The sequence below is a fragment of the Butyrivibrio sp. NC2002 genome, assembly GCF_000702265.1.
Lineage (GTDB): Bacteria > Bacillota > Clostridia > Lachnospirales > Lachnospiraceae > Butyrivibrio.
Genome location: NZ_KL370880.1, coordinates 287,302 through 310,844, shown reverse-complemented (window position 1 = coordinate 310,844; position 23,543 = coordinate 287,302). Strand labels below are relative to the sequence as shown.

Annotated in this window: 19 protein-coding genes; 1 reads left to right on the top strand and 18 read right to left on the bottom strand. The window is 41.3% G+C overall.

Features of this window, described 5'->3' with window-relative positions:
• Nucleotides 1-111: 111 nt before the first annotated feature.
• The 12 genes from T543_RS08480 to T543_RS08420 all read right to left on the bottom strand — a co-directional run bounded on the left by T543_RS08480 (nucleotide 112) and on the right by T543_RS08420 (nucleotide 16,479).
• The gene (locus T543_RS08480) at nucleotides 112-579 is read right to left on the bottom strand and encodes a flagellar protein FlaG (protein ID WP_051638644.1); all 468 of its coding nucleotides are present in this window, start codon (nucleotides 577-579) and stop codon (nucleotides 112-114) included.
• Nucleotides 580-757: 178 nt separating this feature from the next.
• A complete protein-coding gene (locus T543_RS16465; protein ID WP_051638643.1) occupies nucleotides 758-3,355 on the bottom strand; it encodes a flagellin N-terminal helical domain-containing protein in 2,598 nt (865 codons plus the stop codon).
• A gap of 161 nt (nucleotides 3,356-3,516) precedes the next feature.
• Complete coding sequence (gene csrA / locus T543_RS08465) at nucleotides 3,517-3,735, bottom strand: carbon storage regulator CsrA (RefSeq protein WP_026497347.1); 219 nt, start codon at nucleotides 3,733-3,735, stop codon at nucleotides 3,517-3,519.
• Nucleotides 3,736-3,756: 21 nt separating this feature from the next.
• Nucleotides 3,757-4,221 (bottom strand): flagellar assembly protein FliW, encoded by a 465-nt coding sequence (fliW, locus tag T543_RS08460; RefSeq protein ID WP_035767577.1) that lies wholly within the window; start codon nucleotides 4,219-4,221, stop codon nucleotides 3,757-3,759.
• Nucleotides 4,222-4,330: 109 nt separating this feature from the next.
• Nucleotides 4,331-6,436 carry a flagellin N-terminal helical domain-containing protein gene (locus T543_RS15225; RefSeq protein WP_051638642.1) on the bottom strand — a complete coding sequence of 702 codons (2,106 nt, stop codon included), beginning with the start codon at nucleotides 6,434-6,436 and terminating at the stop codon, nucleotides 4,331-4,333.
• A 104-nt stretch (nucleotides 6,437-6,540) separates the two neighbouring features.
• A complete protein-coding gene (gene flgK / locus T543_RS15220) occupies nucleotides 6,541-8,397 on the bottom strand; it encodes a flagellar hook-associated protein FlgK (RefSeq protein WP_051638641.1) in 1,857 nt (618 codons plus the stop codon).
• A gap of 112 nt (nucleotides 8,398-8,509) precedes the next feature.
• Nucleotides 8,510-10,210 carry a flagellar hook-associated protein FlgK gene (gene flgK, locus T543_RS08445; protein WP_035767576.1) on the bottom strand — a complete coding sequence of 567 codons (1,701 nt, stop codon included), beginning with the start codon at nucleotides 10,208-10,210 and terminating at the stop codon, nucleotides 8,510-8,512.
• Between the two features lie 65 nt (nucleotides 10,211-10,275).
• Nucleotides 10,276-10,797, bottom strand: coding sequence for a flagellar protein FlgN (locus T543_RS08440; protein ID WP_035767575.1), 522 nt, complete (start codon nucleotides 10,795-10,797; stop codon nucleotides 10,276-10,278).
• A gap of 128 nt (nucleotides 10,798-10,925) precedes the next feature.
• Nucleotides 10,926-11,207: a flagellar biosynthesis anti-sigma factor FlgM gene (gene flgM, locus T543_RS08435; RefSeq protein ID WP_035767574.1), complete on the bottom strand. Its 282-nt coding sequence runs from the start codon at nucleotides 11,205-11,207 to the stop codon at nucleotides 10,926-10,928.
• Between the two features lie 355 nt (nucleotides 11,208-11,562).
• Nucleotides 11,563-12,111 carry an ANTAR domain-containing response regulator gene (locus tag T543_RS08430; RefSeq protein ID WP_035767572.1) on the bottom strand — a complete coding sequence of 183 codons (549 nt, stop codon included), beginning with the start codon at nucleotides 12,109-12,111 and terminating at the stop codon, nucleotides 11,563-11,565.
• Nucleotides 12,112-12,132: 21 nt separating this feature from the next.
• Complete coding sequence (gene glnA, locus T543_RS08425) at nucleotides 12,133-13,485, bottom strand: type I glutamate--ammonia ligase (RefSeq protein ID WP_035767571.1); 1,353 nt, start codon at nucleotides 13,483-13,485, stop codon at nucleotides 12,133-12,135.
• Nucleotides 13,486-13,683: 198 nt separating this feature from the next.
• A complete protein-coding gene (locus T543_RS08420; protein WP_035767570.1) occupies nucleotides 13,684-16,479 on the bottom strand; it encodes a hypothetical protein in 2,796 nt (931 codons plus the stop codon).
• Between the two features lie 162 nt (nucleotides 16,480-16,641).
• Between T543_RS08420 and T543_RS08415 the strand changes: the two genes are divergently transcribed.
• Nucleotides 16,642-17,148 carry a QueT transporter family protein gene (locus tag T543_RS08415; RefSeq protein ID WP_035767569.1) on the top strand — a complete coding sequence of 169 codons (507 nt, stop codon included), beginning with the start codon at nucleotides 16,642-16,644 and terminating at the stop codon, nucleotides 17,146-17,148.
• A 102-nt stretch (nucleotides 17,149-17,250) separates the two neighbouring features.
• Here T543_RS08415 and T543_RS08410 read toward each other — a convergent pair whose 3' ends face one another.
• From T543_RS08410 to T543_RS08385, 6 genes are read right to left on the bottom strand one after another with little or no spacing between them, the layout of a single operon-like run.
• The gene (locus T543_RS08410) at nucleotides 17,251-17,931 is read right to left on the bottom strand and encodes an acylneuraminate cytidylyltransferase family protein (RefSeq protein ID WP_035767568.1); all 681 of its coding nucleotides are present in this window, start codon (nucleotides 17,929-17,931) and stop codon (nucleotides 17,251-17,253) included.
• Between the two features lie 13 nt (nucleotides 17,932-17,944).
• A complete protein-coding gene (gene neuC, locus T543_RS08405; protein ID WP_330369981.1) occupies nucleotides 17,945-19,135 on the bottom strand; it encodes a UDP-N-acetylglucosamine 2-epimerase in 1,191 nt (396 codons plus the stop codon).
• Nucleotides 19,135-20,142, bottom strand: a complete 1,008-nt coding sequence (neuB, locus tag T543_RS08400; protein ID WP_035767566.1) for an N-acetylneuraminate synthase — start codon at nucleotides 20,140-20,142, stop codon at nucleotides 19,135-19,137. The genes neuC and neuB overlap by 1 nt, the downstream gene beginning before the upstream one ends.
• A gap of 26 nt (nucleotides 20,143-20,168) precedes the next feature.
• The gene (locus tag T543_RS08395) at nucleotides 20,169-20,813 is read right to left on the bottom strand and encodes an acetyltransferase (RefSeq protein ID WP_051638640.1); all 645 of its coding nucleotides are present in this window, start codon (nucleotides 20,811-20,813) and stop codon (nucleotides 20,169-20,171) included.
• Nucleotides 20,813-21,892 carry a nucleotidyltransferase family protein gene (locus tag T543_RS08390; protein ID WP_051638639.1) on the bottom strand — a complete coding sequence of 360 codons (1,080 nt, stop codon included), beginning with the start codon at nucleotides 21,890-21,892 and terminating at the stop codon, nucleotides 20,813-20,815. The genes T543_RS08395 and T543_RS08390 overlap by 1 nt, the downstream gene beginning before the upstream one ends.
• On the bottom strand, nucleotides 21,882-23,543 hold the full coding sequence (locus T543_RS08385) for a PP2C family protein-serine/threonine phosphatase (RefSeq protein WP_051638638.1): 1,662 nt from the start codon (nucleotides 23,541-23,543) through the stop codon (nucleotides 21,882-21,884). The genes T543_RS08390 and T543_RS08385 overlap by 11 nt, the downstream gene beginning before the upstream one ends.

The following is a 23,543-nucleotide window of genomic DNA, read 5'->3' as shown; positions in this document are numbered from 1 at the left end:
GGATATTTTGCATCTTACCTTTAATATGTTATTGCAATTTCCATATATTCGGGCTAAAAAAGCGCAGAATATCCCTTGCACATTAAAACTGCTTTTTGAAAAAAGTAGTTTTTACCCTCTCTCATCAACCATGAGACCTGCAAGTTCCCAAGCTTTGGCAATCATATCAAGTGTCTTTTCAGGTGGCAGCTCCTTGATCGTTTCTTTGGTTGTCTTATCCACAATTTTGATAGTAATGCGATTGGTATCTTCGTGAATTCCAAAGACTGCCTCTGAATTGTTGAACATTTTCTTGTTCATTTCGCTGATTGCCTGCTTAACTCTCTTGTTCTCAGCTTCGATCTGTTCTTCGGTCCTCTCCTGGCGGGTAGGTGTGTTGCTGTTTCCACTGCTGTCGCCGTTTTGAGTCTCGACTTTTACAGGCTGCTGATTCTGAGTCGTTGCAGAACTAATAGAGAGGTCAGATCCCTCCCTACTCTTATCCTGGCTTTCTGAAGGTTTAGCTGCTTTCTCAGTTTTTTGTACTTCCTGAATCTGTTGAGCTCCTATAGAGCCAATGCTGCTAACATCCATTGCCATCTCGTTCACCTCCTTGTGTCGATTTACACGGATATCCATTTCCGTCTGTTTCCAAGGACTGCCCTAACACCCGGTCATGGGCATACCTATAGTTTCTTACATCCATTATATCGGATATGATCGCCAAACATTTAGCATGTTATTATTATTTAATAAAATATTTATTCCTAATACATAATTAGGAGAGAAGACTTGTCACCGATTCGCTTGTCTTGTTTGCCTGGACCAGCATCGCCTGTCCTGCCTGTGCAAGTATATTATCTCTGCTGTAGGTTACCATCTCATCAGCCATATCCGTGTCACGGAGCCTGCTCTCTGAACTAGTGGTATTCTCTACAACATTATCAAGATTCCTTATCGTATGTTCCATCCTGTTCTGCACAGCGCCGAGCAGGGATCTCTGCCTGGACACCTCTGAAATAGCATCTGATATGGCATCTATCGCATAAGTTGCACAGATTCCGATATCATCTACCATATTAAGGTTCTTAAGTCCGAGCCTCTCAGCGCTCATAGCCCGGATTTCGACACCTATCTTGTTATTCATGTCTGCATCTGTTCCCGCATGTATATTTACTTCAAGCTCCTTCGGAACGTGCATACTTCCCCTGTCTATTTCAAATCTTACAAGAGAATCATCACTTGTAGGCGTAACAAGAAAATCTGCAGCCATCGTTACATTATCTATGATTTCGTTATTGTTTTTGTCATATACCACAGCTTCTGTGTCAGTAGCGCCAATGCTGCTTGCTCTTTGCAGCTCCTTGGCAATTATTTTATAAGCTCTTCCTTCCGTAACTATGAAGTTGTCCGTGTCATCATAGCCATCCATATTGGTATCAGACATAAGATAATAGCTTTTTCCCTTATAAGTAACCTTATATCCATCCTGAAAAAGGTCGTCTCTGTCCGCACCAGGTGTAGTCACAACGGTCTGCTGGTCCTCGCCGTATGCTATGCAGATAGCCTGCCTGAAAAGATTAGTCTCAGCTGTATAGGAGGTTCCATCTACAGTAATCACGCCTCCCACAGTAGTATCATCATTATATTCGGATATTCCATAGCCTCCGACCCTGCTTTTTACAGAATTAAGGTCATAATTTCTAAGTGCATATTTGGCTCCGTCTACAGTAACGCTTGTGGTAGCGCTATCTCCGCCTCCAACACTTGCAGATGTAATATAATTTTTTACTGTATTTACATCATAGGGTCTTACAGTGTATTTTGACGTTCCGGATGATCCGTTTATTGTCACATTAGTCCCATAAGCTGTCTGGGAGGTATCTGTAATGATCGACCTTACCTGACTTAAGCTGTAAACAGATGACTCCGCCATATATTTACCGCTTCCATCTATTGTTACCTCGGTATCATCGGCAACAGATGAAAGAGTCGCCGAAACATAAGCAGCATTATAGTTTTGAAGCATATAGCTGTTTCCTGCAAAATTTACTATTGAGTTATCAGATAGCGAGTTGATCTGCGATGTAATAGTACTTAAGTTTATTTCCTGAGGAATTGCTGCAGGGTCAACCGTTTCCGAATCATCGATCACTCTGTAGCTCGTACTTTGAGAGGTATCGGAATCATAGATCGATATTGTTGTCGGCAGTGATAGCGAAGAAAGCTCGCTTGTTACATTGTTCCTCATTTCTGCAACCGAACTGCCCTGTCGCAAAACGAAGGTATTACCGTTACAGGTAACTGTAGATGCGGTAAGTGCCATATTGGCAAGGTCGCTTTTTAGCGTTGCAACATAACCGTTTGCATTTTTAAATTTATAAGTTGTTCCGCCAACAGTTACATTTAAGGTATTGGAATTAACTGCATTTGCGACATTCGCGGAAAGTGCCGCCCTGTATCCGCCGCTTAAAAGTGTATAGGTTCCGTCATGTCCGTTATTATCACCTGCAATTACAACTGTCTGCGTGGAATTATTTACGCTTCCTGCAACTGTAGATTTAAACTGCGCTACGCCATAGGAATCATTTAAAGAATAAGTTTCACTCGTTCCTATATTTACTTTTCTTGTTGAAGAATTGATCTGTTCACTTATAGCTGTCGCCTGCTTTGCGGGAAGCTCATTTCCTCCTGCGTCCTTAGCAAGATCTATGATGTGGTACGTAACAGCATCATTTACCGTAACTGTGTCACCGCCAACTCCGGTAGTATTTATAATATTCTGGACATCAGCTTTTCCTGTTCCTATGGTATATACGCGACCTGCTATCATCACCTGATCGGAAGAATTGAGTCTGTTCATGGTAAATGTGCCATGCCCCGGTCCATCAGTAGAGTTGCCGATTATTCCCTTAAGACCTGCGTCATGGATATTCAGATATCTTGTCTCTTCTCCGTTTCCTCCCTTAAGAAGGTATGTCTCATTAAATTTAGTAGTCTCTGAAACCCTGTCAATTTCCGTAATGATCTGATCTACCTCAGCCTGGATGTCTCTCCTGTCATTTCTTGAAAGCGTCTCAGTAGCTGCCTGAACAGCAAGCTCTTCAAGCCTGTGAAGCATATCGTGGACTTCGGAAAGAGCTCCTTCAGCGGTCTGAGCCATAGATATTCCGTCATCATTATTGATTGACGCTCTGGTAAGACCCCTTATCTGTCTTCTCATTTTCTCACTAATAGAAAGACCTGCCGCATCATCGGAAGATCTGTTTATTCTGTATCCGGAAGAAAGCTTTTCAGCGGATTTTTTCTGTCTTGTAGTTGTGGTCTGAAGCATTCTCTGAGCATTCATCGAAGCTATATTATGCTGAATGATCATAATGACCCCCTACTATAAAAAATTATATCTCAATTTGTTTTTCGACATAATATATCCTGATAATTAGTGGTGTATCAGATAAAAATCAGATAAGAAAGCTGTATAACAACAAACCCCGTGGCTTATAAAAAACCACGGGGCAATACACTAAATTAAAATAATTACTTGAGCAAATCCGCAAGTGCTGAGATACCATCCACATTTGTAGCAGCTTCGTTCTCTGCCTGGATCTGGAGATAGACCTCTTTTCGATAAATCGGAACCTCTTTTGGTGCAGCTATTCCGATCTTAACCTGATCCCCACGGATATCTAATATCGTAATCTCTATATTATTATTAACGATGATAGACTCATTCTTTTTTCTTGATAATGCTAACATTGGCGCGTTCCTCTCTCCCTATTATTTCTTCTGTGCAATCTCCTTCTGCTTCTGGAGATAGTCATAGATTGGATACTTTACAGGATAATCGTCATCGTCAATTATAACCTGAGCAGCAATGCAGCTGTCAGAATTGATGATAATAGGTCCCTTTAAGTTGACTGTCATTTTGGTAAGATCCTGCGGAACGGTAACTGTTACAAGAACCAGCATATCCTCGTCAGCAAGTGGCAGCAGATCCTTGATTGTCTCCTCTTCAACAACAGGGTTGAAATCAGGCTTAACATAAAGCGGATCCATTACCGGCATAGCAAATGTAGGCTCATCAAGTGACTGTAGCCATCTGATGGCATTTGAATCCTTGTCCTTATCATGCATCAGCGCGAACTGCGTCATGTCCGGGAAACCTATAATTCCCTTTGGGAAATGGATGATCTTGCTGTCTTCAATCTCTATTTCCCCGAAAATCCTGGTAGTTAATCTCATTGTGATACCCCTCCATAAAGTAAGTAATGTCTTCTGATTACTTATATAAATATTTTATGCAAATTGACGCAATATAGCAAGGAAATTTATTGTTACATTGATAGCTATATTAGATGTAATTCATAAGTGAGTCTTTGCTTATCTTACCTGTTGACATAAGTGCTGCCTGATATGTAAGCTGCGCTGTTGCAAGGTTTGTTGCTGTCTCTGCAAGATCTGCATCCTCGTTGTCGGACTGCAATGTCTTAAATGTTGTTGTCTGATCCTGAAGTCTTGATGTGATGAGCTCCAATCTCTTGCTTCTTGTACCATTATCTGTAACAGCTACATTAGCTTTATCAAGTGCCTTCTGCATGCTTGTTATCTTGTGTTCGAACTCTTCCTGAATGTTTTGCCTTAGGTAATCATAAGCTTTTTGTGCTGCATTTATTTCTTTCTGAACCTGTGCCTTCTCGGTTTCATCCGTAAGCTCTGCCAGCTTGGATTTAAGTGTAGAAAGAGTTGTGGATATGACATTTATCTTGGAAGAAAGCTGTGTCAGATCGAAAATATCTCTTTTAATAACTGTGGAAAAAACAGTATTTGCTATAGTATTGACCGTTATCTTCTGTGAATATCCGACATCATACGAAATATCGGGAGCTGCGCTTCCGCCGTTGTAAATAATGCCATCTTTGTCTACACAGGAGAATAGATTCTGGGGTCTGATATCTCCCGACTGCCATTCCTTTTTATCGTATATGACATCTATTGTGTTTGCATTACTTACATAAGAGAGTGCTGCAAGCTTATCCTTTAGTGCTGAATTTAAAAGTACCTCACCGGTTTTTGCATTAAGATAAACAAGATTACCTGTTGTATCTGCTTCAAGAGCCTTGTAAGCTGCGTCGATCTCATCTTCTGAAGACGTTGAATAAATGATATGTTCAGCATCAATCTTGATAGTTGTCTCTTTATAGGATGAATGCATACTTCCGTTAGCTGTAACCTGAAGAACAGTCTGTGTCGCATTTCCCAGCTCATCATCCTCAGTATCTTTTCTAAGAGTATATGTTCCATCAGCATTTACAGTACATGAAAAACCACCTGTAACCTCTATGTTGTACTGCTGCCCTACAGCGGGAATAAGCGGCAGGGATGTTTCGGTATTGGTTCCATCTGCAAATTCAAGAGTTGAAACACTTGCCGTACTCATGGTTACTATGCCCTGCTGTACGCCCTTTGGCACATCAAGGTGTCCGTCATGATCTGCATCCGTAAGAACACCGTCAGGTGATACTTCAAACTGGAAAGCCTCTAAGGTTGTAGTATTTACAGCTTCAATAATATATCCCAGAGAAGGATCGTTTACATTGGCATAATCAGCGGTATATGAATAATCACCTATCGTTACTTTATAGTCAGAAGTAAAAGGCACATACGCCTTATGTTCAATTCCATCGTCTGTAACAAAAGTAAGATCAAAGAAAGGAAGATCTGTCTGAGTTATCGATGATGTTGCAGGCTGTGCCAGATTTTCTCTGAATTTAAGTTCGACGCTCTTATCTATTCCCTGTGTATAATCAAGGTTATCGTATGAAAGTCTTATCTTTCCTACCTCAACCTGTTTGATATCATTCTCGGTCGTAACTTGAGTATACAAGCCTTCCGGATCTGTATTTAAAACCGTTCCGGCATCAAGATACTGCATATTTACAGTTCTTATAGACTTCCCGATATTTGCAGCATTGAACTCGTCATTTATGTCTGTGAAATTCTCTGTTGTTGGCTTGTCATAGGATAATGTGGTATCTGTCCTGTATCCGGTAAAGATATATCTTCCGGCATAATCCACATTTCCTGTTGAATAATATTCATCGGAAAGAGCCTTAAGCTGAGTGATGATCGTATTTAGATCATCAAGCGTAAGGTCTTTGTTAGAACCCTTATTAACCTGCTGTATGGCATCTGTCAGAACATCCGTAACTGTGGAAAGTGCATCCTCTGTTACATCCATCCAGCTCTTTGCATCAGCAGCATTCTTGTTATAATACTGGTCGAGCTGTGTAACTGTCGAACGAAGTCTCAGTGCTCTTATAGCTATTACAGGATCATCGGAAGGTCTTGCTATCTTTTTACCTGTAGCCATCTGTGTGTTTACTTCATCCTCAGCAACCTTGTTGTTATTGATGTTGTAAAGGGAATTGTTGTTCATGATCTTGTTGGTGATTCTCATGTTGTAATCCTCTGCATCCTGATAGAAATTCTCCAATTCCCTTTAGAGTCTTTCTAAAAAACCAAGCGACGATCCATGTCTGCAATCTGTATTTCCTAAAATTTTTATACGCCGGTCTCAAGAATAAGTCTGTCATAGATCTTAGTCAGCGTATTTATCATCTTTGAATTAAGTGTGTATGTATGCTCATACTGTACAAGAGCCGATGCTTCTTCGTCTGAGTCAACGCCCATTACCGAAAGTCTCTGGTTACCTATGGTCTTTTCAAGTGCTGTATAGGTTTCCTCAAGTGTCTTGGAATTACTAGAGTTAAGAGCTATATCTCCAAGAACCTTGTCAAGGAATTCTCCGCTTGTAGCACCTCTAAAGAGGTCTTCCTTTGTCAAAAACTCATACAGAGCTTTGACGTTCATATACTCAGATTCGCCTTCAGTGATATCCAGTTTAGTTGCCAGAAGGTCTGCATTTGCAGCAAGTTCTCTTGTTACGATAAAGTTGCTTGCAGTCACCTCGTAATATCCCTTGTTGTTAGAAAGTGTGGTGAGCTGCTGATATGAATACTGGGCACTTGAGTCCATATCACTTGTTCCTGTCAGGATGTAGGATCCCTCGAGGGAGTCGGCGGTATATCCATTCGACATTATGTCATTTACTCTTGAAGAGAATTTCCTTATCCACTCATTCATCTGCTCCATGTAGTAAGGAATGCCCTGGTATTCAAAGCCACTGCCGACTTCTGCTGTTCTTCCGGTCGGAGGAGTTGTGGACTTGGTACTCTTTGCCGTAAGTGTGAATGTATAGGTATCTCCGCCATCATATTGCCAGTCGTTAAACTCATAGATTTTACTTGCAACCTCCATCTTTCCGGTTGTCGGAAGTGTACATTTTGTCATATCCATGAGGTTTGGATCGCTGACTTTGATCGTTACCTGCGTTTCTCCTGTAGCCTGGTTCTTAACGCTTGAAATAACTTCGCCGTTAAAATATGAGTTGTTGTTGCCATCTCTCATATCGATAAGGCCTTCAAGTTCTCCGCCCATCAGCTTATTATTTAACTTGAAAATATCAAGCTTGCTTGTGTCATCTCCTTCTTTGAAGTTTGACGGAGCCCACTTGATATCGTAGAGTCCTACAAGGTCACTTTGATTTACATTCTCAGCCTTTTCTCTTGCAAGGCAGATGAGTTTTCTGTATGAATATGTATCAAGGAGCTGCTGCCCACCGGCGATATTTACTATAAGTCTTGTTGCTCCTGTCTCTCTGTCAGGCTGGTTGTCATCTACTACCTTTGTCTCTATAACTTCTATATCGACTATCTTTGATAATTTATCAAGCAGCTCATCTCTCTGGTCTCTAAGTGTATTTGCCTTTGATCCCTGCATCTCGATAGTATTTATCTGTTCATCGAGCGAGCATATCTGCTGAGCATAGGAATTGATGGTATCGCAGTCCATCTTTATTTCCTGATTGATATCGTTCTGAAGCTGCTTAAATGAGCTGTCCAAATGATTAAAATAATCGGTTATCTGAGAAAGAGATGATACAAAAGTTGCCTTGGCTTCTGTCGTTCCTGATGCCTTTAATACGTCCTGAAGTGCAGATTCCATTTTGGAAAACAGGCTCGAGAATCCTGTTACTCCATCATCTTTTAAGTACTCCTGAGTTAGCATATTAAAATAATTTCTCTGAGTAACCTGGCCAAGAAGTGTCTCATTTTGCCTGTATTTATTGTCGTAAAACTCATCCCTTACTCTTTCAATAGAAAGGGTATCAACCCCTGCCCCTGCCGTACCGTATGTTGTAAAAACCCTCAGCGCATCAGATGCACGCTGCTCAACCTTCTGCCTTGAATAGGTGTCTGTATTTGCGTTGGCTATATTATTTGCAGTAGTATTGAGCGCAGCATTTGCTGCTCTTAGTCCGGATGCCGCTATATTTAATCCAAAAAAAGTTGAAGGCATATGATTTCTCCTCGTTAAAATCCCTCGTTAAGTGAAAAATGAAGTTCTGCTCTCACTCCGTTCGACAGAACATCTCTAAAACACTAAACTCGATAATACCTCGTTAAGTGTTTTAGGATCCAAGAGAAGTAACGATATGTTCGATCATTTCACTGACTACATTCACATATCTGCTTGATGCATTAAACGCATTCTGGAATTTGATCATGAATTCAAGTTCCTCGTCGCTTGATACACCAACAATCTGTTCTCTTGCGTTCGATACTGCATCTACGGTAAGTTCCTGATTGGTCTGAATACCTTTATAAACATCACCGGAGTTTGCAACCTGTGAAACCAGCATATTGTAATAACCTAAAAAATCAGTCTTGGTTGCCACATTGGGATTTATAAGATATTCGGCTGAAGTAAACGCTCCCTTTAGTTTTTCAATGGTTTCATTATCTTCACTTCCGTCTGCAAGTAAAAATCCCATGGTAGTTGGCTGCTGGAGATATATCGGATTTACCGCTATATTTGAGATAATGTAACCTTTTCTGACTGTTCCCGCAGGATGGTCTGCATCTATGTCATAGTTGAGGCAGTCTTCTTCGTTTAATACCTTAAACAGATCGTAATCGGAAACCTCTTCCTCTATGGGCTTACCCCTCTCTTTTGCAAGATTGACAGGGTTACTTCCCGCTTCCTCATAGATCTTGTTTATTGCCTGACAGATATTTTTTACCATCTGGTCAAATTCCGCTTCCACATTCATGATGACTGACTGAGCTATATTCTTATTGTAATAATTGCCTGTGGGATCATCTGTAATGTCATGGTAAGTAGCGTTGTGGTCACCTCTTGCAAGAAGTGTTGATCTGAGTTTCCCTATATCTGTTTTCATGGAAGATGAGATGGTCTGCGTCATATCGTAAACCTTTGCACCTCTTATATCAGTCACCACCCATTCTTCTCTGGCTTCGCTGTATTCCTTCTTGGCTGCAAATTCCCAATACGGAGTATTGTAGTTTGAAGGGCTTCCCCCTTTATCTGCGGGAAGTGTATTGTCGCATGCCATGTGATTTACATGATCTGTTGTTACAAACTGTGTTCCTTCAAAAGATACAAGTATGTTTCCAAATACGTCTTCGTAAAAGCTTATCTTTCCATACTCACCAAGCTGATCCAGAAGAAGATTTCTCTCATCTCTTAGATCATTGGCATGCTCCTGATGTCCGGATTCTATTTCAACTATCTGAAGGTTTAGCTTCTGGATCCTGTCACCTATCTTATTGATCTCATCAACTATCTTTGCCACGGACTTATCCATGTTTTCCTGATAATTAACAAGTCCGTCATATACACTCTGAGCTCTTGTCACAAACTCATTTGCTCTGGTAACAAGAGTATTCTGATTAACTGCGGAAGTAGGATTTTTACTCATTTCCTGAACTGCTGTCCACAAATTATTTAAAGAATCTGCAAATTCATTACCGTTTAGTTCCTGAAGCTGGTCTTCTATTTCTTCAAGTGTAGTAACAGAGACATCATAAAAAGATGATCTGCCTGTTTCCTCTCTGAAACTCTGATCAAGGAAAAGGCTCCTCACCTGCTTACAATTGTTATAAACAACACCGAGGCCTGTCTGCTTCCAGGAGATTGTCCTGAAGTCCTTTTCCGTTGTGATATAAGGACGTGTTCCCTGCTGAACCTGCTGCCTTGTATAACCCTCGGTGTCAATATTTGCCATGTTGTGTGATGTTGTATTCAAGGCATTCTGCGATACCTGCAAACCTGAAACGCCTATGAATAAACTTCCCATTAAAGATGCCATAAAAATACCTCCGCTAATATAATTATCGGAGGTAACTTGCTTTTGTATTAGTGTTAAGTTAATATTTATTGTTTTGCATCGAATCTTCCGCTTGTTGCAACGGCCAGAAGATCCCCTTTTGTCCATGCATTTTTGGTATAATTTGCTGTTTCCGGAGCACGGCGGGCAGACTGCATGATATTCATCTCATACTGGATCATCTCAAGACTACTCTCAAGAAGTGTCTGATTCTGTCCGTTAACTCTCTGCACATTTGCCGATATGCCTACCAGCCTGTCTCTCTGCACTGCAAGGTCATGCTGCTCTTTTGGTCTTTTATCAAGCATTCTGACAAGATCGGTAAGCTTCATATCTGTTGCCTTTTCTCCCAGGATGTCAGCGATCTCTTTCATGATACTCTCACGCTCTCTATCAACAGCTGATATGCTATTTACTACCATCTGTTCCTTTTCTGTAATACCGGCAAGAGCTTCAAGATCTCTTTGCATGATCACTGGAGTTTTTTTGCCTGAAAGTTCAAGCAGCTTCTCATAGCACTTGCACTCTTTGTCCAAAACTTCCACAAGTCTTTCAAGTAAACTAGCCATAAAACCTCCAATCCTGCATCCTGAAAATGGGCATAATTATAGAGCCAGAATTAGTGTGCACTTTTCGTAAGCCTGTTTGCTTCGTCACAATAAGCTGGCTCTAAATAATCTCTGTATATAATCTACGATCAAGCAAGGGATTCGCTGAGTCTTGCAAGTAGCTTATCTGCGAAATCCTCTCCACTTACGTCATACGTTCCGTTCTGAATTGCACTCTTTATAGGTGCTACCACGTCCTCCCTGACATCCGGAGCATCTTTCACAGCCTGCTTCGCAACCTGAATATCCTTACCGATTGAAGATATCTGAAGATTATCAGAAACTGATGTAGTCTTCTGAGTCTTCGCAGTCTTATTCACTTTGCTTGTGCCGTAAATCTGTTGTACCTGGCTGTAAGCTTCTATACGCATATTCTTTTCCTCCTTCCTTGGAGAATTTTTTCTGTTCTACTACATTTATCGGCGGATTTATCTATTACTTTAGAGTAAATAGAAAAAAAATTCAATTATTTCTAATTACTCCCCCTCATAAGTTCCTGTGATACGTAATATGGTATCAAGGAGATAAATTCCGCCATATCTTGTAGAAGATTGGCTAAATTCCCAAGGTATTGTGTCATTTATTCCCCACCGATAATAGTATCGACACACCTTTCCGAAAACTTAACCCCTATTTCAAAAAAAAATTAATATTTTTTTTATATTTCCAAAACTACCCACATACCGTCAGTCCATGCCCTAAATAGTACCGGAAATCTAACAATATCTATTCGTTAAGGGAGATTACCATTTCAGCCATTTCAAGCAGGGATGTTCCTGAATCCATGGCACACTTTTGGAGATATTTGTGAGCCTCCGGTTCAGTCATGTTGTGGCGCTCCATAAGAATATACTTGGCGCTTGTTATTATTTTATCGTCCTCTTTGCTTCTAAAGCGCTGCTTCTGCTTTTTGGCTCTTCTTATATTCTTAACCCCTTCAAGCATCATGGTTATACTTGAATAAAAATCCGTCTTCTTAAGAGGAGTTGGAAGGTATACAACATTTTGAGGAAGGTACACCTCATCCACTTTTGCAGGGCTCGCAATAAGAAGAATATTGAAATACTCGCTCATATTCTCAGCAAGTTCAAGGCACTGCATATCACCGAGTCTAAAGCCGCAGACAATAACCCCACTACCCAGGTTTTCCATAGCTGAATAGACCTGAGCACCGGTCGTGCACACATACGCAGGTTCAAATCCCCCGCGAAGCAATATGCTTTTGAAATTCTGAGCATCTGTCTGTTTTGCAAATGCGACAATTATGTTCTGCAACTTTTCCGATCCGCCTAAATCTTACTGTTTTCCGAGATAATGTCTTATTTCCCACTGAGTTACGCAGGTTCTGAAATCTTTCCATTCCTTGTGCTTGGCATCAAGAATCTGTCCAAATATCTGCTCACCGAGAACACCCTTTACAAACTCATCATTTTTGTAGGCTTCGATAGCTTCTCCAAGTGTCTTGGGAAGGGTATCAAGCTTGGAATCCCTGATCTCGTCTTCGGTTTTTCCCTTAAGATCCTCTACAAGTTCCTCAGGTGTAGCCATTTTTTTCTTGATCCCGTCAAGTCCTGCTGCCAGAATAAGTGCCAGTGCAAGGTAAGGATTGCAGGCAGCATCGGGGTTTCTAAGTTCAATCCTCGCACCCTTTACGTTGCTGCTCTCAGAAGCAGAACCCATCGAAGGAATTCTGATGAGCGCACTGTGGTTTGTAGATGAAGATGACCAGGATACATTTACAGGTGCATCATATCCGGGAACCAGTCTCTTATAGGAATTGACCAGAGGATTGGTGACAAGTGTCATCCCCTTTATATGGTTCAAAATACCGGCAATGAACTGCTTTGCTGTTTCTGACAGATCATCCCCGTCCCTGAAGATGTCATTTCCGTCTTTGTCTTCGCATAGGATATTGATATGCATTCCTGAGCCGTTTACACCTTCCTTGGGCTTAGGCATAAATGTGGCATACAGACCATGGCGTTTTGCAATAGTCTTAACTGCCATCTTAAAGGTTATGATCATATCAGCCATTTTGGCAGCATCATCCTCAGTAAAATCTATACCATGCTGCGCAGGTGATATCTCATGATGAGAAGAAACAATATTAAATCCCATATCCTCGAGGTTCATGATGATATCTCTTCTTACGTTCTCGCCCTGATCGGCAGGTGCGAGATCAAAATATCCGGCGTTTTCATGGGTATTTGTTGTAGGCTGTCCCTCGTCGTCAAGGTCGAAAAGGAAAAATTCAAGTTCCGGATCTGCCTTGAATATATATCCCATCTCTTTGCCCTCCGATAAAACCTTCTTTAAGATATATCTGGAATCGGAAGCATAGGGCTTTTTGTCGGAGGTGTAGATGTCGCAGTACATCCTTGCAACCTTGCCACTCTGCGGTCTCCAGGGGTATATGTCAAAGCTGTCGATGTCCGGATATAAATACATATCGCTCTGTGCATATTTTCCGAATCCGTCTATCGCAGAGCCGTCAAATCTGCATTCATTATCAAGGGCACTCTGAAGCTGAGACCTTGTAATAGCGATATTTTTGGGAGTTCCGAATATATCACAGAATTGGAGTCTGATGAATGCTACATCTTCCTCCTCTACAATTCTGAAGATATCCTTTTTTGTTAACCTGCTCATGGTTTCCTCCTTATTTCTTCCATATCTTAATATTTTAGAATAACTAACTGCATAAAAAGAATGTCGCTCGCTACATTCTCGCGGAGCGCTCTCCTGTATATGACAAAAGGCAAAGGCACATTTTCACTAAGAAATCGGCGCCTTTGCCTTACATGACTACAATACCAAAACTATATTTAGAGTGTCAACATATTTAACTTATTTTCCTGCCTTCAAAAAGTGCTTATGCACTTCAGATCTGATCGACTTAAGGGAAGCAGGATCATTTCCCTTATCATACGTGTGTCCGATTTCATATTGTGTTTTCGGAAGTATGACATTATCTTCCATATACGGATGAATAACGCCTGCATCATCTCCGCAGATAACCGATCCTCTGCTAAAAGCACACATCTCAAGAAGAGCAGGTCCTGTTGCCGAAGCGCCCTGGAACCCCGAAAGGCATACACAGAACTTCTCATGGACTCCGCTATAGCTGTCTGCAAGGTTAAGCTCCGGATCATCAACCACTTCTTCCTTATATTTTTGAATGATGCCATCGCTCTTTGAAGGATAATGTCTTTTACAGATCCCGTAAGTTCCGTAGGGATTAAGGCTCACATGCTGTCCATCCTCATCTACGCTAAGTCTTCCCGGGCATGTTGCAAGGCCTCCCAAAAAGAAGTTTGCCTGCCCTATAAGTATTCCGGATAACTGTCCCTTTACTCCGATTACGCCGGCTGTAAAGTGATTATTAAACGATCCTATTTCCTTGTTTTCATGATTTGTTTTTGTAAAACAGGACACAGGATATTCGCTTATCTTGCCATTGTAGGATATCTTTGTTACAGCTACTCCCGCTCTGTATAGAGGGCTTAGCTGAAGCGGCGCAACCTCTTTGAGTATTCCTTCCTGAACCTGAGGATAGTGTATATCCGTATAGATCATTACCGCATCTATTCCCTTTAGCGCAGGGCATGATATGATCTGCATTACATAACTTCCGGGGCTGCTTTCTCCCTTTGCATGAACAGCTCCTGTTATCTTTATCCCTTCTCCCTGTCCCTTAAACTGAGCATTTTCAATATTATCGCAGGTAAAGTCGTTTATCTTACCATCTGCCTTTATATAGGAAGATAAAAACTGTTCATCGCCAATTTTTTCCTTCTCAAAGAACACTTCTCTTATCTTGCCCTTGGATGAACCTGTACCGGTAACTACTATTTTAAGCTTTCTGCTAGGACTTTCTATGATATATGTATCCTTCTCCCCAGGTTCCTGCAAAACAGCGCTTCTTACAGCCACGGTCTGCTTGCTCATCGCAGCTATTCTTTCGTTGACTGCAGAATTTCCTTCCTCTTCCTCCTCTTCTTTGGGGAGTTTTCCCTGAGCTTCAAGAAGTCTCTTCATCGCTCCTTCAGCATGAAAAACCGGAATGTCCTCAGGCTTTACTTCTATGAGCGGCTTATGCTCTTCTTTGGGAAGGTCTTTTCTGTCGAAGTGATAATAAATTTTATAGGTATCCTGCGCATCGGCAAATCTCATAACAACAAATGCAGATGTGACAAAGCCATCCTGTTCCCATACAGGGATTGCGGTATAGCTTTCAACCTTGCATTCATCACATTCAAGTACCAGTGTACCGATCTGCGGACATGATCCTTTTTCAATCGATAGCTGATAAGAGACGAGCTTTTGCCCCTCTGTGTTCATTATAATGAAGGAGTTTCTTTCCTCCTCATCTTTTCTTCTTGAATACAGATGCTTACCAATAGCGCTGTTGTTAAGGCGCTGTCTTCCGCTTGTGCGCATAGACATCTCTTTTTCATTTATGGCATTTCGCTCTGCTGCCTCTGCCTCTTTTGAAAGTTTATCAAGTACAGCAAATCTTTCCTTTGAAGGTGCTATGCTGCAGGGACCAAGTGCTGAAGCTGATATCAGTTTTACTCTGCCTTGTAGGGATACGGATTCTTTTTCCCTTGAATATACAAGGCTTCCTTCTCTTGCCCTCTCAAGTCTTGTCCATATAAGTCTCTCGCTTGGCTTTTCAGACCAGGGGGATAATCCTCCTGCCATTCCTCCTGCCAGATCTCCTGCAAAAGAAAGCTCACTTACACATTCATGATCGGCAAGATATCCTGAAGGAGTGTTGTATGCAACATAGTCAAGTTTTCTCAGTTCTTTGAAAAATCCTACAAGTCCTTCGGTACCCACGGTTGATTTAAAGAAGCTCTTTATATTCATGCTCTCCCACCACGGGCTTCTTACATCTGCGCCAAACATTATGAACAGATCGGAATCTATTTCTCCCTGAACCTGCTTTTCATGAAGTCTCTCAAGAAATCCTGTAAGAGTTCCTTCGTCCATAAAATCTGCCGGTGTGTAGACAGGAATTACAATTATGGAATCATTTTCGTTTCTGTATTTTATTGGATTAAATCTTGAATATGGATCAGATAAAGTCTTGCCGCTTACTTCAGAGAGCGCATCAGGACCAATAGCGCTGTTTCCAAGAAGCACCGCCTTGATGCCGCATTTTTTCAGGTCACCAATGATTTCAGGTGAAAAGATATAACCTTCCGGTCTTAAAACATTCGAGGTCATTCCCAGAGGATGTTTTGCGATTTTTCCATTAACTGCTTCGTCATCCTCAGCATTTACAAGATTTTTAATGGCATATTTGAGTTCATTTTGGGTCATGGCAGCAAACATATCCCCGTGACGGCCTGAAATAACAAGCTCATCTCCTCTTTCACGAAGCCTTGCCTTGACATCATCTATTACATCCGGGCCAAGAGACGGAAGTATCCTGACTAATGTGTAATCAGTCTCAAAGTCCCAGGTCGCCTTGACCGGCTGCCCATCGTTATTTACTTTTAAAAGCGACTCCAATATGAAGCGTACCATCTTAAGGTCTCTTTCAAAACCGGCACCATCATTGGTATCACCCTTATCTGCATGAAAAAAGTTGACGTGAAAATTAAATCCGATATGGATCTTGTGATTTGTCCCCATAAGTATGCCCCCCAACGTTAGTCTGCTTGGATATATTGTAGCACATCTTGATTTTAAAATGTAGCGGTGCTATAGTTAAATCCGTTTCATTAATACGAGTGTTTATGTTCTGCTGTGCAGAACCAATCCTTCCCACTCGCAAAAACCTAAAGGAGATCAAAAATGCGAAACAAAAAACTTTTATTCCTTATCCAGGCAGCGATGATTGCTGCTCTTTACTGCGTACTTACTGCAATTGCCGCAGGATTCAATCTTGCAAGCGGAGCAATCCAGGTACGTTTCTCAGAAGCACTTTGTGTACTTCCCTTTTTCACACCCGCAGCAGTTCCCGGCGTTATAGTTGGATGCTTTTTAAGTAACATACTTACAGGCTGTGCACTTCCGGATATTATCTTCGGTACACTCGCAACAGCGATCGGAGCCGTTCTTTCTTATCTGCTCAGAAAAAACAGGATCCTTGTAACTATACCTCCGGTTATCTCAAACATGATAATCATTCCGTTTGTACTCAGATTTGCTTACGGCGTACCGGACGGGGTTCCTTTCCTTGCTCTTACAGTAGGAGCAGGTGAAGTTATCTCCTGTGTGGTATTCGGTTCAATCCTTATCACAGCTCTTATGCCTGTAAGAAATCAGGTATTTGGAGAGGCAGGGCAGCAAACTGCTTGAAAGCATAATACTAAATAGAACATAATTATTTTTTGGAAGGAAAGACGGGACTGTGACTACAGCCCCGTTTTTATATATTAGGAAATTTCTCCGAATTCCCTCTTACTTACTCATAAGAAATTCTGCATATTCAAAATCAAGTTCAGTGTCTATATCAACGCTCCTTAAGGTGTTCATGATATAGGCAAAGCATCCGTCTCTGTACAAGAAGGAGTCTTCTGTAAAGGATTTAGTATCTGCTATATATATAGCGCCGTTTAATCTGTAGGTCTTTACACTTTTTTGCCTTTGTCCTATCTGTTGTCTTTTGATAAAGCCGTCAAGTGAGAGTGTATCCGGTATTTCTCCGCACCATGATATTGGGTGTTCGGTTTCACAAACAGAAACAACAAAATTTGCTCCTTTTTCCTGAAAAAGTTTATATGCTCCTTTTATGTCTTCACTATTTCTAAGAGGTGATGTAGGCTGCAGGAGGCAAAAGGTGTCAAAATGATCTCCTCTGTCCTCATAGGTCTTTAGCACTTCTCTTACAACGTCCCATGAGCTTGATGCGTCTTTAGCATTATCTGTGCTCCTTAGAAAGGGTACCGATGCCCCAAGACTTTTGGCAATTTCTGCATATTTTTCGGAATCCGTTGATACGAAAACCTCGCTAAAGCATCCACTGTTTAATGCAGCTTCTATTGTATATCCCATAAGGGGCTTTCCCAGCATATCCTTTATATTTTTATCAGGCAGTCCTTTTGATCCGCTCCTTGCAGGAATGATCGCAATATTACCCATTTTCTGCATCTCCCTAAAATTCAATATCGTAGAAACTTTTCTTTATATCAATGCCGCGATTTAGCTCTTCTTTTATAATACCTGCGATTTTTCCGGAAGTATTGCCATCTCCATAGAGGTTCTTTTCTTCTTTTATTGATCCAAGAAAATCCTGTGACAAGGCTTTCTTTATCGCCATATCTATGTCCCTTTTATCAGGAATGCATGATATCACACTCTTTCCGCAGACCCTTCCCTTTTGCCTGTCGCCTATGTTTATCGTAGGAACATGAAAAGATGGAACTTCTATTATGCCGCTTGATGAATTGCCTATGACAAATGCTGCCTCTTTGACCGCGCTCAAATAGCCCCTCATCCCAAGAGATGGTACAAAATAGAAATTGTCGTGATCCTTCTCATATTCTTCAAGTATTTCGTTCACAGCTTTTCCACCGGCATCAGCACCTGCTGCCGTAAAAATATATGTGATATCCTTATTAAGCTCTATAGCGCCAAGAAGTTCCTTTACCTGAGCTTCTTCTGTGTTATTTTCAAGCGTTACAGGGTGAAAAGTTCCAATGGCATATTTTCCCGTAAGCCTTATTTCCTGTTTCGAAGTACCTCCCATGGATAAAAGGTTATTTATCCACGCCTCAAGTTCTGCAATATCCATCGCATCTACGTTAAGGGCATTCTCAACTCCCAAAGCTCCTACGTTAAATACTCTATCCGGTGCCTCTCCGAGCTGTATCACTCTTTTTCTATAGATTTCGGTACTTGTAAAATGAAGATAACTCATCTTGGTGATCGCATGCCTGTATGCTTCATCCACCGCGCCTTCCGTAGTCTCTCCGCCGTGTATATGGAAAATCGGGATCCTCTCATTATAAGCAGTAATAGAGACAGCAAGTATTTCATACCTGTCCCCCAGAACTATTACGGCATCAGGTCTTTTACTATGAAAATATGAGGAAAACAGTCTTAGCGCATTGGCCATGACATTAGACATTGACTGCTCTTCATCTGCGTAGATATCAATTTTTTTATCTATACTTACCCTGTCTTTTTCTATTTCTGACACAGTAAGGCCATTCTTTGCCAAAAGGTGACTTCCTGTAACCACTACTTTCAGGTCAATATCAGCATCACTGATAAGCCTTGCTATAAGCGGTTTAAACAGCCCATATTCAGCTCTCGTAGAAGTAATTAACGCTACTTTCTTCACTATTTATCTCCCAGCTCTATAAGCTCATCTTCCGAAAAATCTCTGACCGCTCTCTGCCCCAGTATACTGTTCCAGAGCATCGGCGATATTCCGTTTCCGGGTCTTTTTGTAGTCAGGTTATCTTCTGTAAAAACTTCGCCCTTCTTTATATCCTTTGCAGCAATTATGCTCTTTCTGGCTACATTTCTGTTTTTCATCTCTTCTTCAGAAGGCTTTTTTTCATAGCTTCCAAGCGCCTTCTCTATATTTCTTACCGCAGTCACCATCTCTCTAAGCTCATCCGGCTCAAGACTCGCCTTGTGATCGGGGCCTTCCATTTCCCTGCTTAGAGTAAAATGCTTTTCTATCACAGTTGCTCCAAGTGCTGCTGCCGCTATCGGAACTTCAATCCCCCTTGTATGATCGGAGTAGCCTACATCACAACCTAATGTATCCCGCAAAGTGAGCATCGCGCGGAGGTTTACATCCTCCATAGGTGTAGGGTAATTCGTGGTGCAGTGAAGTACTGTTATCCTGCCTGCTCCGTTATCCCTAAGGACAGCTAACCCATCCTCCACTTCGTTCATGGTACACATTCCTGTTGAGAGAATGACATCTTTGCCTGTTTTTGCAATTTCGACAAGATATGGATAATTGGTTATTTCTCCCGAGGGAACTTTCCAGATATCCTGAATGGGATCAAGAAATTTAATACTTTCAATATCAAAAGGTGTGGATAAAAATTTAATACCCACTTCTTTGCAATAATCAGATAACAAAACAAAGTCTTCAAAAGGAAGAAGAAGCTTTGATAGCATATCCTTCTGAGACTCTTCTTTTCCGGTATTTTTTTTCTGATAATCAGCCATGGGAGCCTTTTTTGATACAAGGCTTTTTAGATTTGCAGTCTGAAATTTGACGATATCTGCTCCGCAGTTTTTTGCAGCAACTACCAGTTTTTTGGCAATATCAAGAGAGCCGTTATGGTTCACTCCGGCCTCTGCAATTATCAAAACTTTTTTATCCATACCCCGTTACCTCTAAGCATTTAACATCAGTTCCATTTTCTGAGTATCTTAGCCGGTGCTCCTACCGCCGTACAAAATGTTCCAATATTTTTGGTGGCTACAGATCCTGCGCCAAGTATACTATCACTCCCTATTTCCACGCACTGAAGGATAGTTGCTCCTGCGCCGATCAGTGAATTATCGCCTACCCTGCTCTCGCCGCATACTCTTGCCCCAACAGCTATATGAGCAAACTCGCCTACCATGCAGTCATGCTCAACTATCGCTCCTGTGTTTATTATTGCATTATCTCCAACTGTTGCATCTGCGTTAATGACAGCATTTTTACCTACGAATATGCCTGTCCCAAGTTTGGCATATGCAGATACGACAGCGGAAGGATCGATAATATTTGGAAATGTGAATCCGATGTCATTTGCCATATAAAAAAGCTTACGCCTTATCCCACTTGGTTTTATAAATCCAACCGTAATAAATGCCTTAGTAACACCCTCCGAAAAAAGCCTGTAGAGTGCTTCATCATTTCCAACAACTTCGCATCCAAGTACATTATCACCTGCATTTAAAGTTGTATCTGTCACATAGATCTTCTCATATCTTTTTGTGCGCAGCGCAGCGTCTATCACAGATTTACAGTGGCCCCCGCCCCCAATCATAACTATTTTTTCCATCACAGCACCTCGTTTATACGATCCTCCATACGTTTCATTTCCTGGAATTCTCCCATATCAAGGAAACTCATTTCGCTTATGGGATACATTCCCACTCTTCCGCCTTTTTTCATAAAATCTTCTGCAAGATTCGTCATATGATACATCTGATCATCAGGTATCATTTTAAAAACTTCGGGATTTACGACATACATTCCTGTATTTATAAAATACGAAAGGCTTGGTTTTTCCTTAAGTTTAGTAACCACTCCTTCTTTTTCAGCATCCAGAACTCCGTATGGAATTGCGAAATTCTTTAGCGATGAAACGATGGTTATACCATTTTCTGCAGCTATATGATGTTTTATTATGCTGTCATAATCCGCATCAATGAGGATATCACAGTTGGTAACAAGAACCGGTCTATCAAGCTTATCCTTTATAAGCTTGATACTTCCTGCTGTTCCAAGCGGTTTATCCTCTTCCACATATACTATTTCATAGGGGACATTCTGCTCTATGAAATATGACTTTATCATTTCTTTTTTATAATTGACCGTCAGGTAGAATTTTTTTGCCCCATACTCGTGGAACCTGTTCATTATTCTCTCAAGAATAGGAACATCTCCAATAGGGATCAGTGGCTTGGGCAGTATCTTGGTATAGGGATAGAGCCTTGTGCCTTTTCCTCCGGCCATAATTACTATCGGGGTATCTGACAAGGCAAGATCACGGGCTTCCATATAGGAAGCCACGTCCTTGTCTCTGAATAAGATATCTATAACCTTGTTGTTATCATCAAGAATCGGAATCGATTTGATAAAAGCTGTATCCATAAGAACTACAGCTTTATTCCTCTCTTTTTCCGTGAGCGCCTTGGGGCTTTTATTTGCAACATCTGCTGCCCTGCCCTCAAGGCCGCCTGTTCTAAGTATCCATCTTCTGATGTCGCCATCAGTAAGAGAGCCATAGAGCCTCCCGTCATCCTCAAGTATATACAGGATGCCTTTAGTATTCTTGTCGATCCTCTCCATAGCCTCAATGATCGACATATTTTTGGAGCCTGTAAATATACCTAATTCATCGCTCTTACTTGGCATTTTTCCCTCCATTGTAGTGGAATCCGAGCATCGTCAGATCATCAAACTGAGGAGCGTCTCCAACGAACTCATCAACCGATTTCTTTACATTGTTAAGTATAACTTTGGGATCAGTTACATCTTCCTTATTAAGTGCTTCGAGCATTCTGTCTGTTCCATACAAAACATCATCAGCATTAGTAGCTTCCGGCACACCGTCTGTATATACGAAAAGTGAATCACCCGGATGAAGCTCAAATTCATGCTCTTTGAATATCATGCCTTCCATTGTGGCAACCGCAGGTGAATGCTTGTAAATCGCAAGCTCATACTTACCATCTGCTCTCTTTATTACAGGGTGTTCGTGACCTGCATTGGCAGCTACGCCCTTACCTGTTGATATCTCGATGATTGCCATCCATACGGTTACAAAGAACTCTGCCTCATTTCCTTCGCAAAGCTGATCATTTGCATAGCTCAATATCTCTGCAGGTGATCCGCCCATCATTGCCCTGTTCTTGATATGTGTTTTGGCAATGACCATGAAAAGTGCCGCAGGAACACCTTTTCCTGATACATCGGCTATAACAAGAGCCACGTGATCATCATCTATCAGGAAGAAATCGTAAAAGTCTCCGCCAACTTCCTTGGCAGGTGTCATCGAAGCATACAGATCAAACTCTGTCCTCTCAGGGAAAGGAGGGAATATTCTGGGCAGCATATCCGCCTGGATCTGGGTAGCTACGTTAAGCTCTGCACCAATCCTCTCCTTCTCAGCCGTAACACTCTGCAGATTTCCCATGTAATCTTTTACACTGTCTGCCAGAGACGATATTCCCTTTGAAAGAGTTTTTATCTCGTCCTGGGACTTAACCCTGATCTTATCGAATACAAGCTGCTCCGGCGGAACATTATTATCCATCAGCTTTACATATTCGGATGTACTTTTCGCCATTTTCTCAATAGGATCAGTAATGTTCTTGTTTATAAAGAAGATATAAATTGCGATTATCATTACTACAACAAGAATAGCGTTGAATGAAGCAACCAAAACGTAATCATGAAGGTCATTATCTATCTTGGTAAGATCAATATCTGTAGCTACGATAGCCACAGCATCGCCCTTACTGTCAAATATAGTCTTATAGCAGGTAACTATTCTTCCATAGTGTGTGGTATAACTCTCAAGGTATCCAACGGTATCGTCCTTGGTTTCGAGCTTCTTTTTGAAGCCTTCCATCATTTCCTGGGAAAATGCATTATCTTCGCATTTTTCTCCAAGATAACTGTATACTTCACTGTAGTCCGTGTAAGGAGCAAGCTCAGCCGCACTTTTTGCATTTATTACATAACATAATGAGCCAAAGTCATTTATATCTTCAAAATAAACACCATAGAGATATTTGATATCTGCATGCTCCTTAATCCTGTTCAGCTCAAGTCTGGCTTCTTCGTATCTATCACCTATGGTACGATTGGCAACCATGTCTCCAATGCCATAGTCATCAAATACTTCTCCTGCTGTTTCAGTAGCAAGTGTCGCATACTTAAGATAACTTTCAAATACGTTATCATTGTACTGGACATATCCGATTGCGCCTATGACAATAGCCAGAATTGACATTCCAAATATTGTAAATAATGCTACTTTGAATTTGATGTTAAACTTCAT

Bases quoted from the DNA above. Each gene is read 5' to 3' on its own strand.
- T543_RS08480 (WP_051638644.1), bottom strand. From the start codon at position 579: ATGGCAATGGATGTTAGCAGCATTGGCTCTATAGGAGCTCAACAGATT.
- T543_RS16465 (WP_051638643.1), bottom strand. From the start codon at position 3,355: ATGATCATTCAGCATAATATAGCTTCGATGAATGCTCAGAGAATGCTT.
- csrA (WP_026497347.1), bottom strand. From the start codon at position 3,735: ATGTTAGCATTATCAAGAAAAAAGAATGAGTCTATCATCGTTAATAAT.
- fliW (WP_035767577.1), bottom strand. From the start codon at position 4,221: ATGAGATTAACTACCAGGATTTTCGGGGAAATAGAGATTGAAGACAGC.
- T543_RS15225 (WP_051638642.1), bottom strand. From the start codon at position 6,436: ATGAGAATCACCAACAAGATCATGAACAACAATTCCCTTTACAACATC.
- flgK (WP_051638641.1), bottom strand. From the start codon at position 8,397: ATGCCTTCAACTTTTTTTGGATTAAATATAGCGGCATCCGGACTAAGA.
- flgK (WP_035767576.1), bottom strand. From the start codon at position 10,210: ATGGCATCTTTAATGGGAAGTTTATTCATAGGCGTTTCAGGTTTGCAG.
- T543_RS08440 (WP_035767575.1), bottom strand. From the start codon at position 10,797: ATGGCTAGTTTACTTGAAAGACTTGTGGAAGTTTTGGACAAAGAGTGC.
- flgM (WP_035767574.1), bottom strand. From the start codon at position 11,207: ATGCGTATAGAAGCTTACAGCCAGGTACAACAGATTTACGGCACAAGC.
- glnA (WP_035767571.1), bottom strand. From the start codon at position 13,485: ATGAGCAGGTTAACAAAAAAGGATATCTTCAGAATTGTAGAGGAGGAA.
- T543_RS08420 (WP_035767570.1), bottom strand. From the start codon at position 16,479: ATGGGGACAAATCACAAGATCCATATCGGATTTAATTTTCACGTCAAC.
- T543_RS08415 (WP_035767569.1), top strand. From the start codon at position 16,642: ATGCGAAACAAAAAACTTTTATTCCTTATCCAGGCAGCGATGATTGCT.
- T543_RS08410 (WP_035767568.1), bottom strand. From the start codon at position 17,931: ATGGGTAATATTGCGATCATTCCTGCAAGGAGCGGATCAAAAGGACTG.
- neuB (WP_035767566.1), bottom strand. From the start codon at position 20,142: ATGGATAAAAAAGTTTTGATAATTGCAGAGGCCGGAGTGAACCATAAC.
- T543_RS08395 (WP_051638640.1), bottom strand. From the start codon at position 20,813: ATGGAAAAAATAGTTATGATTGGGGGCGGGGGCCACTGTAAATCTGTG.
- T543_RS08390 (WP_051638639.1), bottom strand. From the start codon at position 21,892: ATGCCAAGTAAGAGCGATGAATTAGGTATATTTACAGGCTCCAAAAAT.
- T543_RS08385 (WP_051638638.1), bottom strand. From the start codon at position 23,543: ATGAAGTTTAACATCAAATTCAAAGTAGCATTATTTACAATATTTGGA.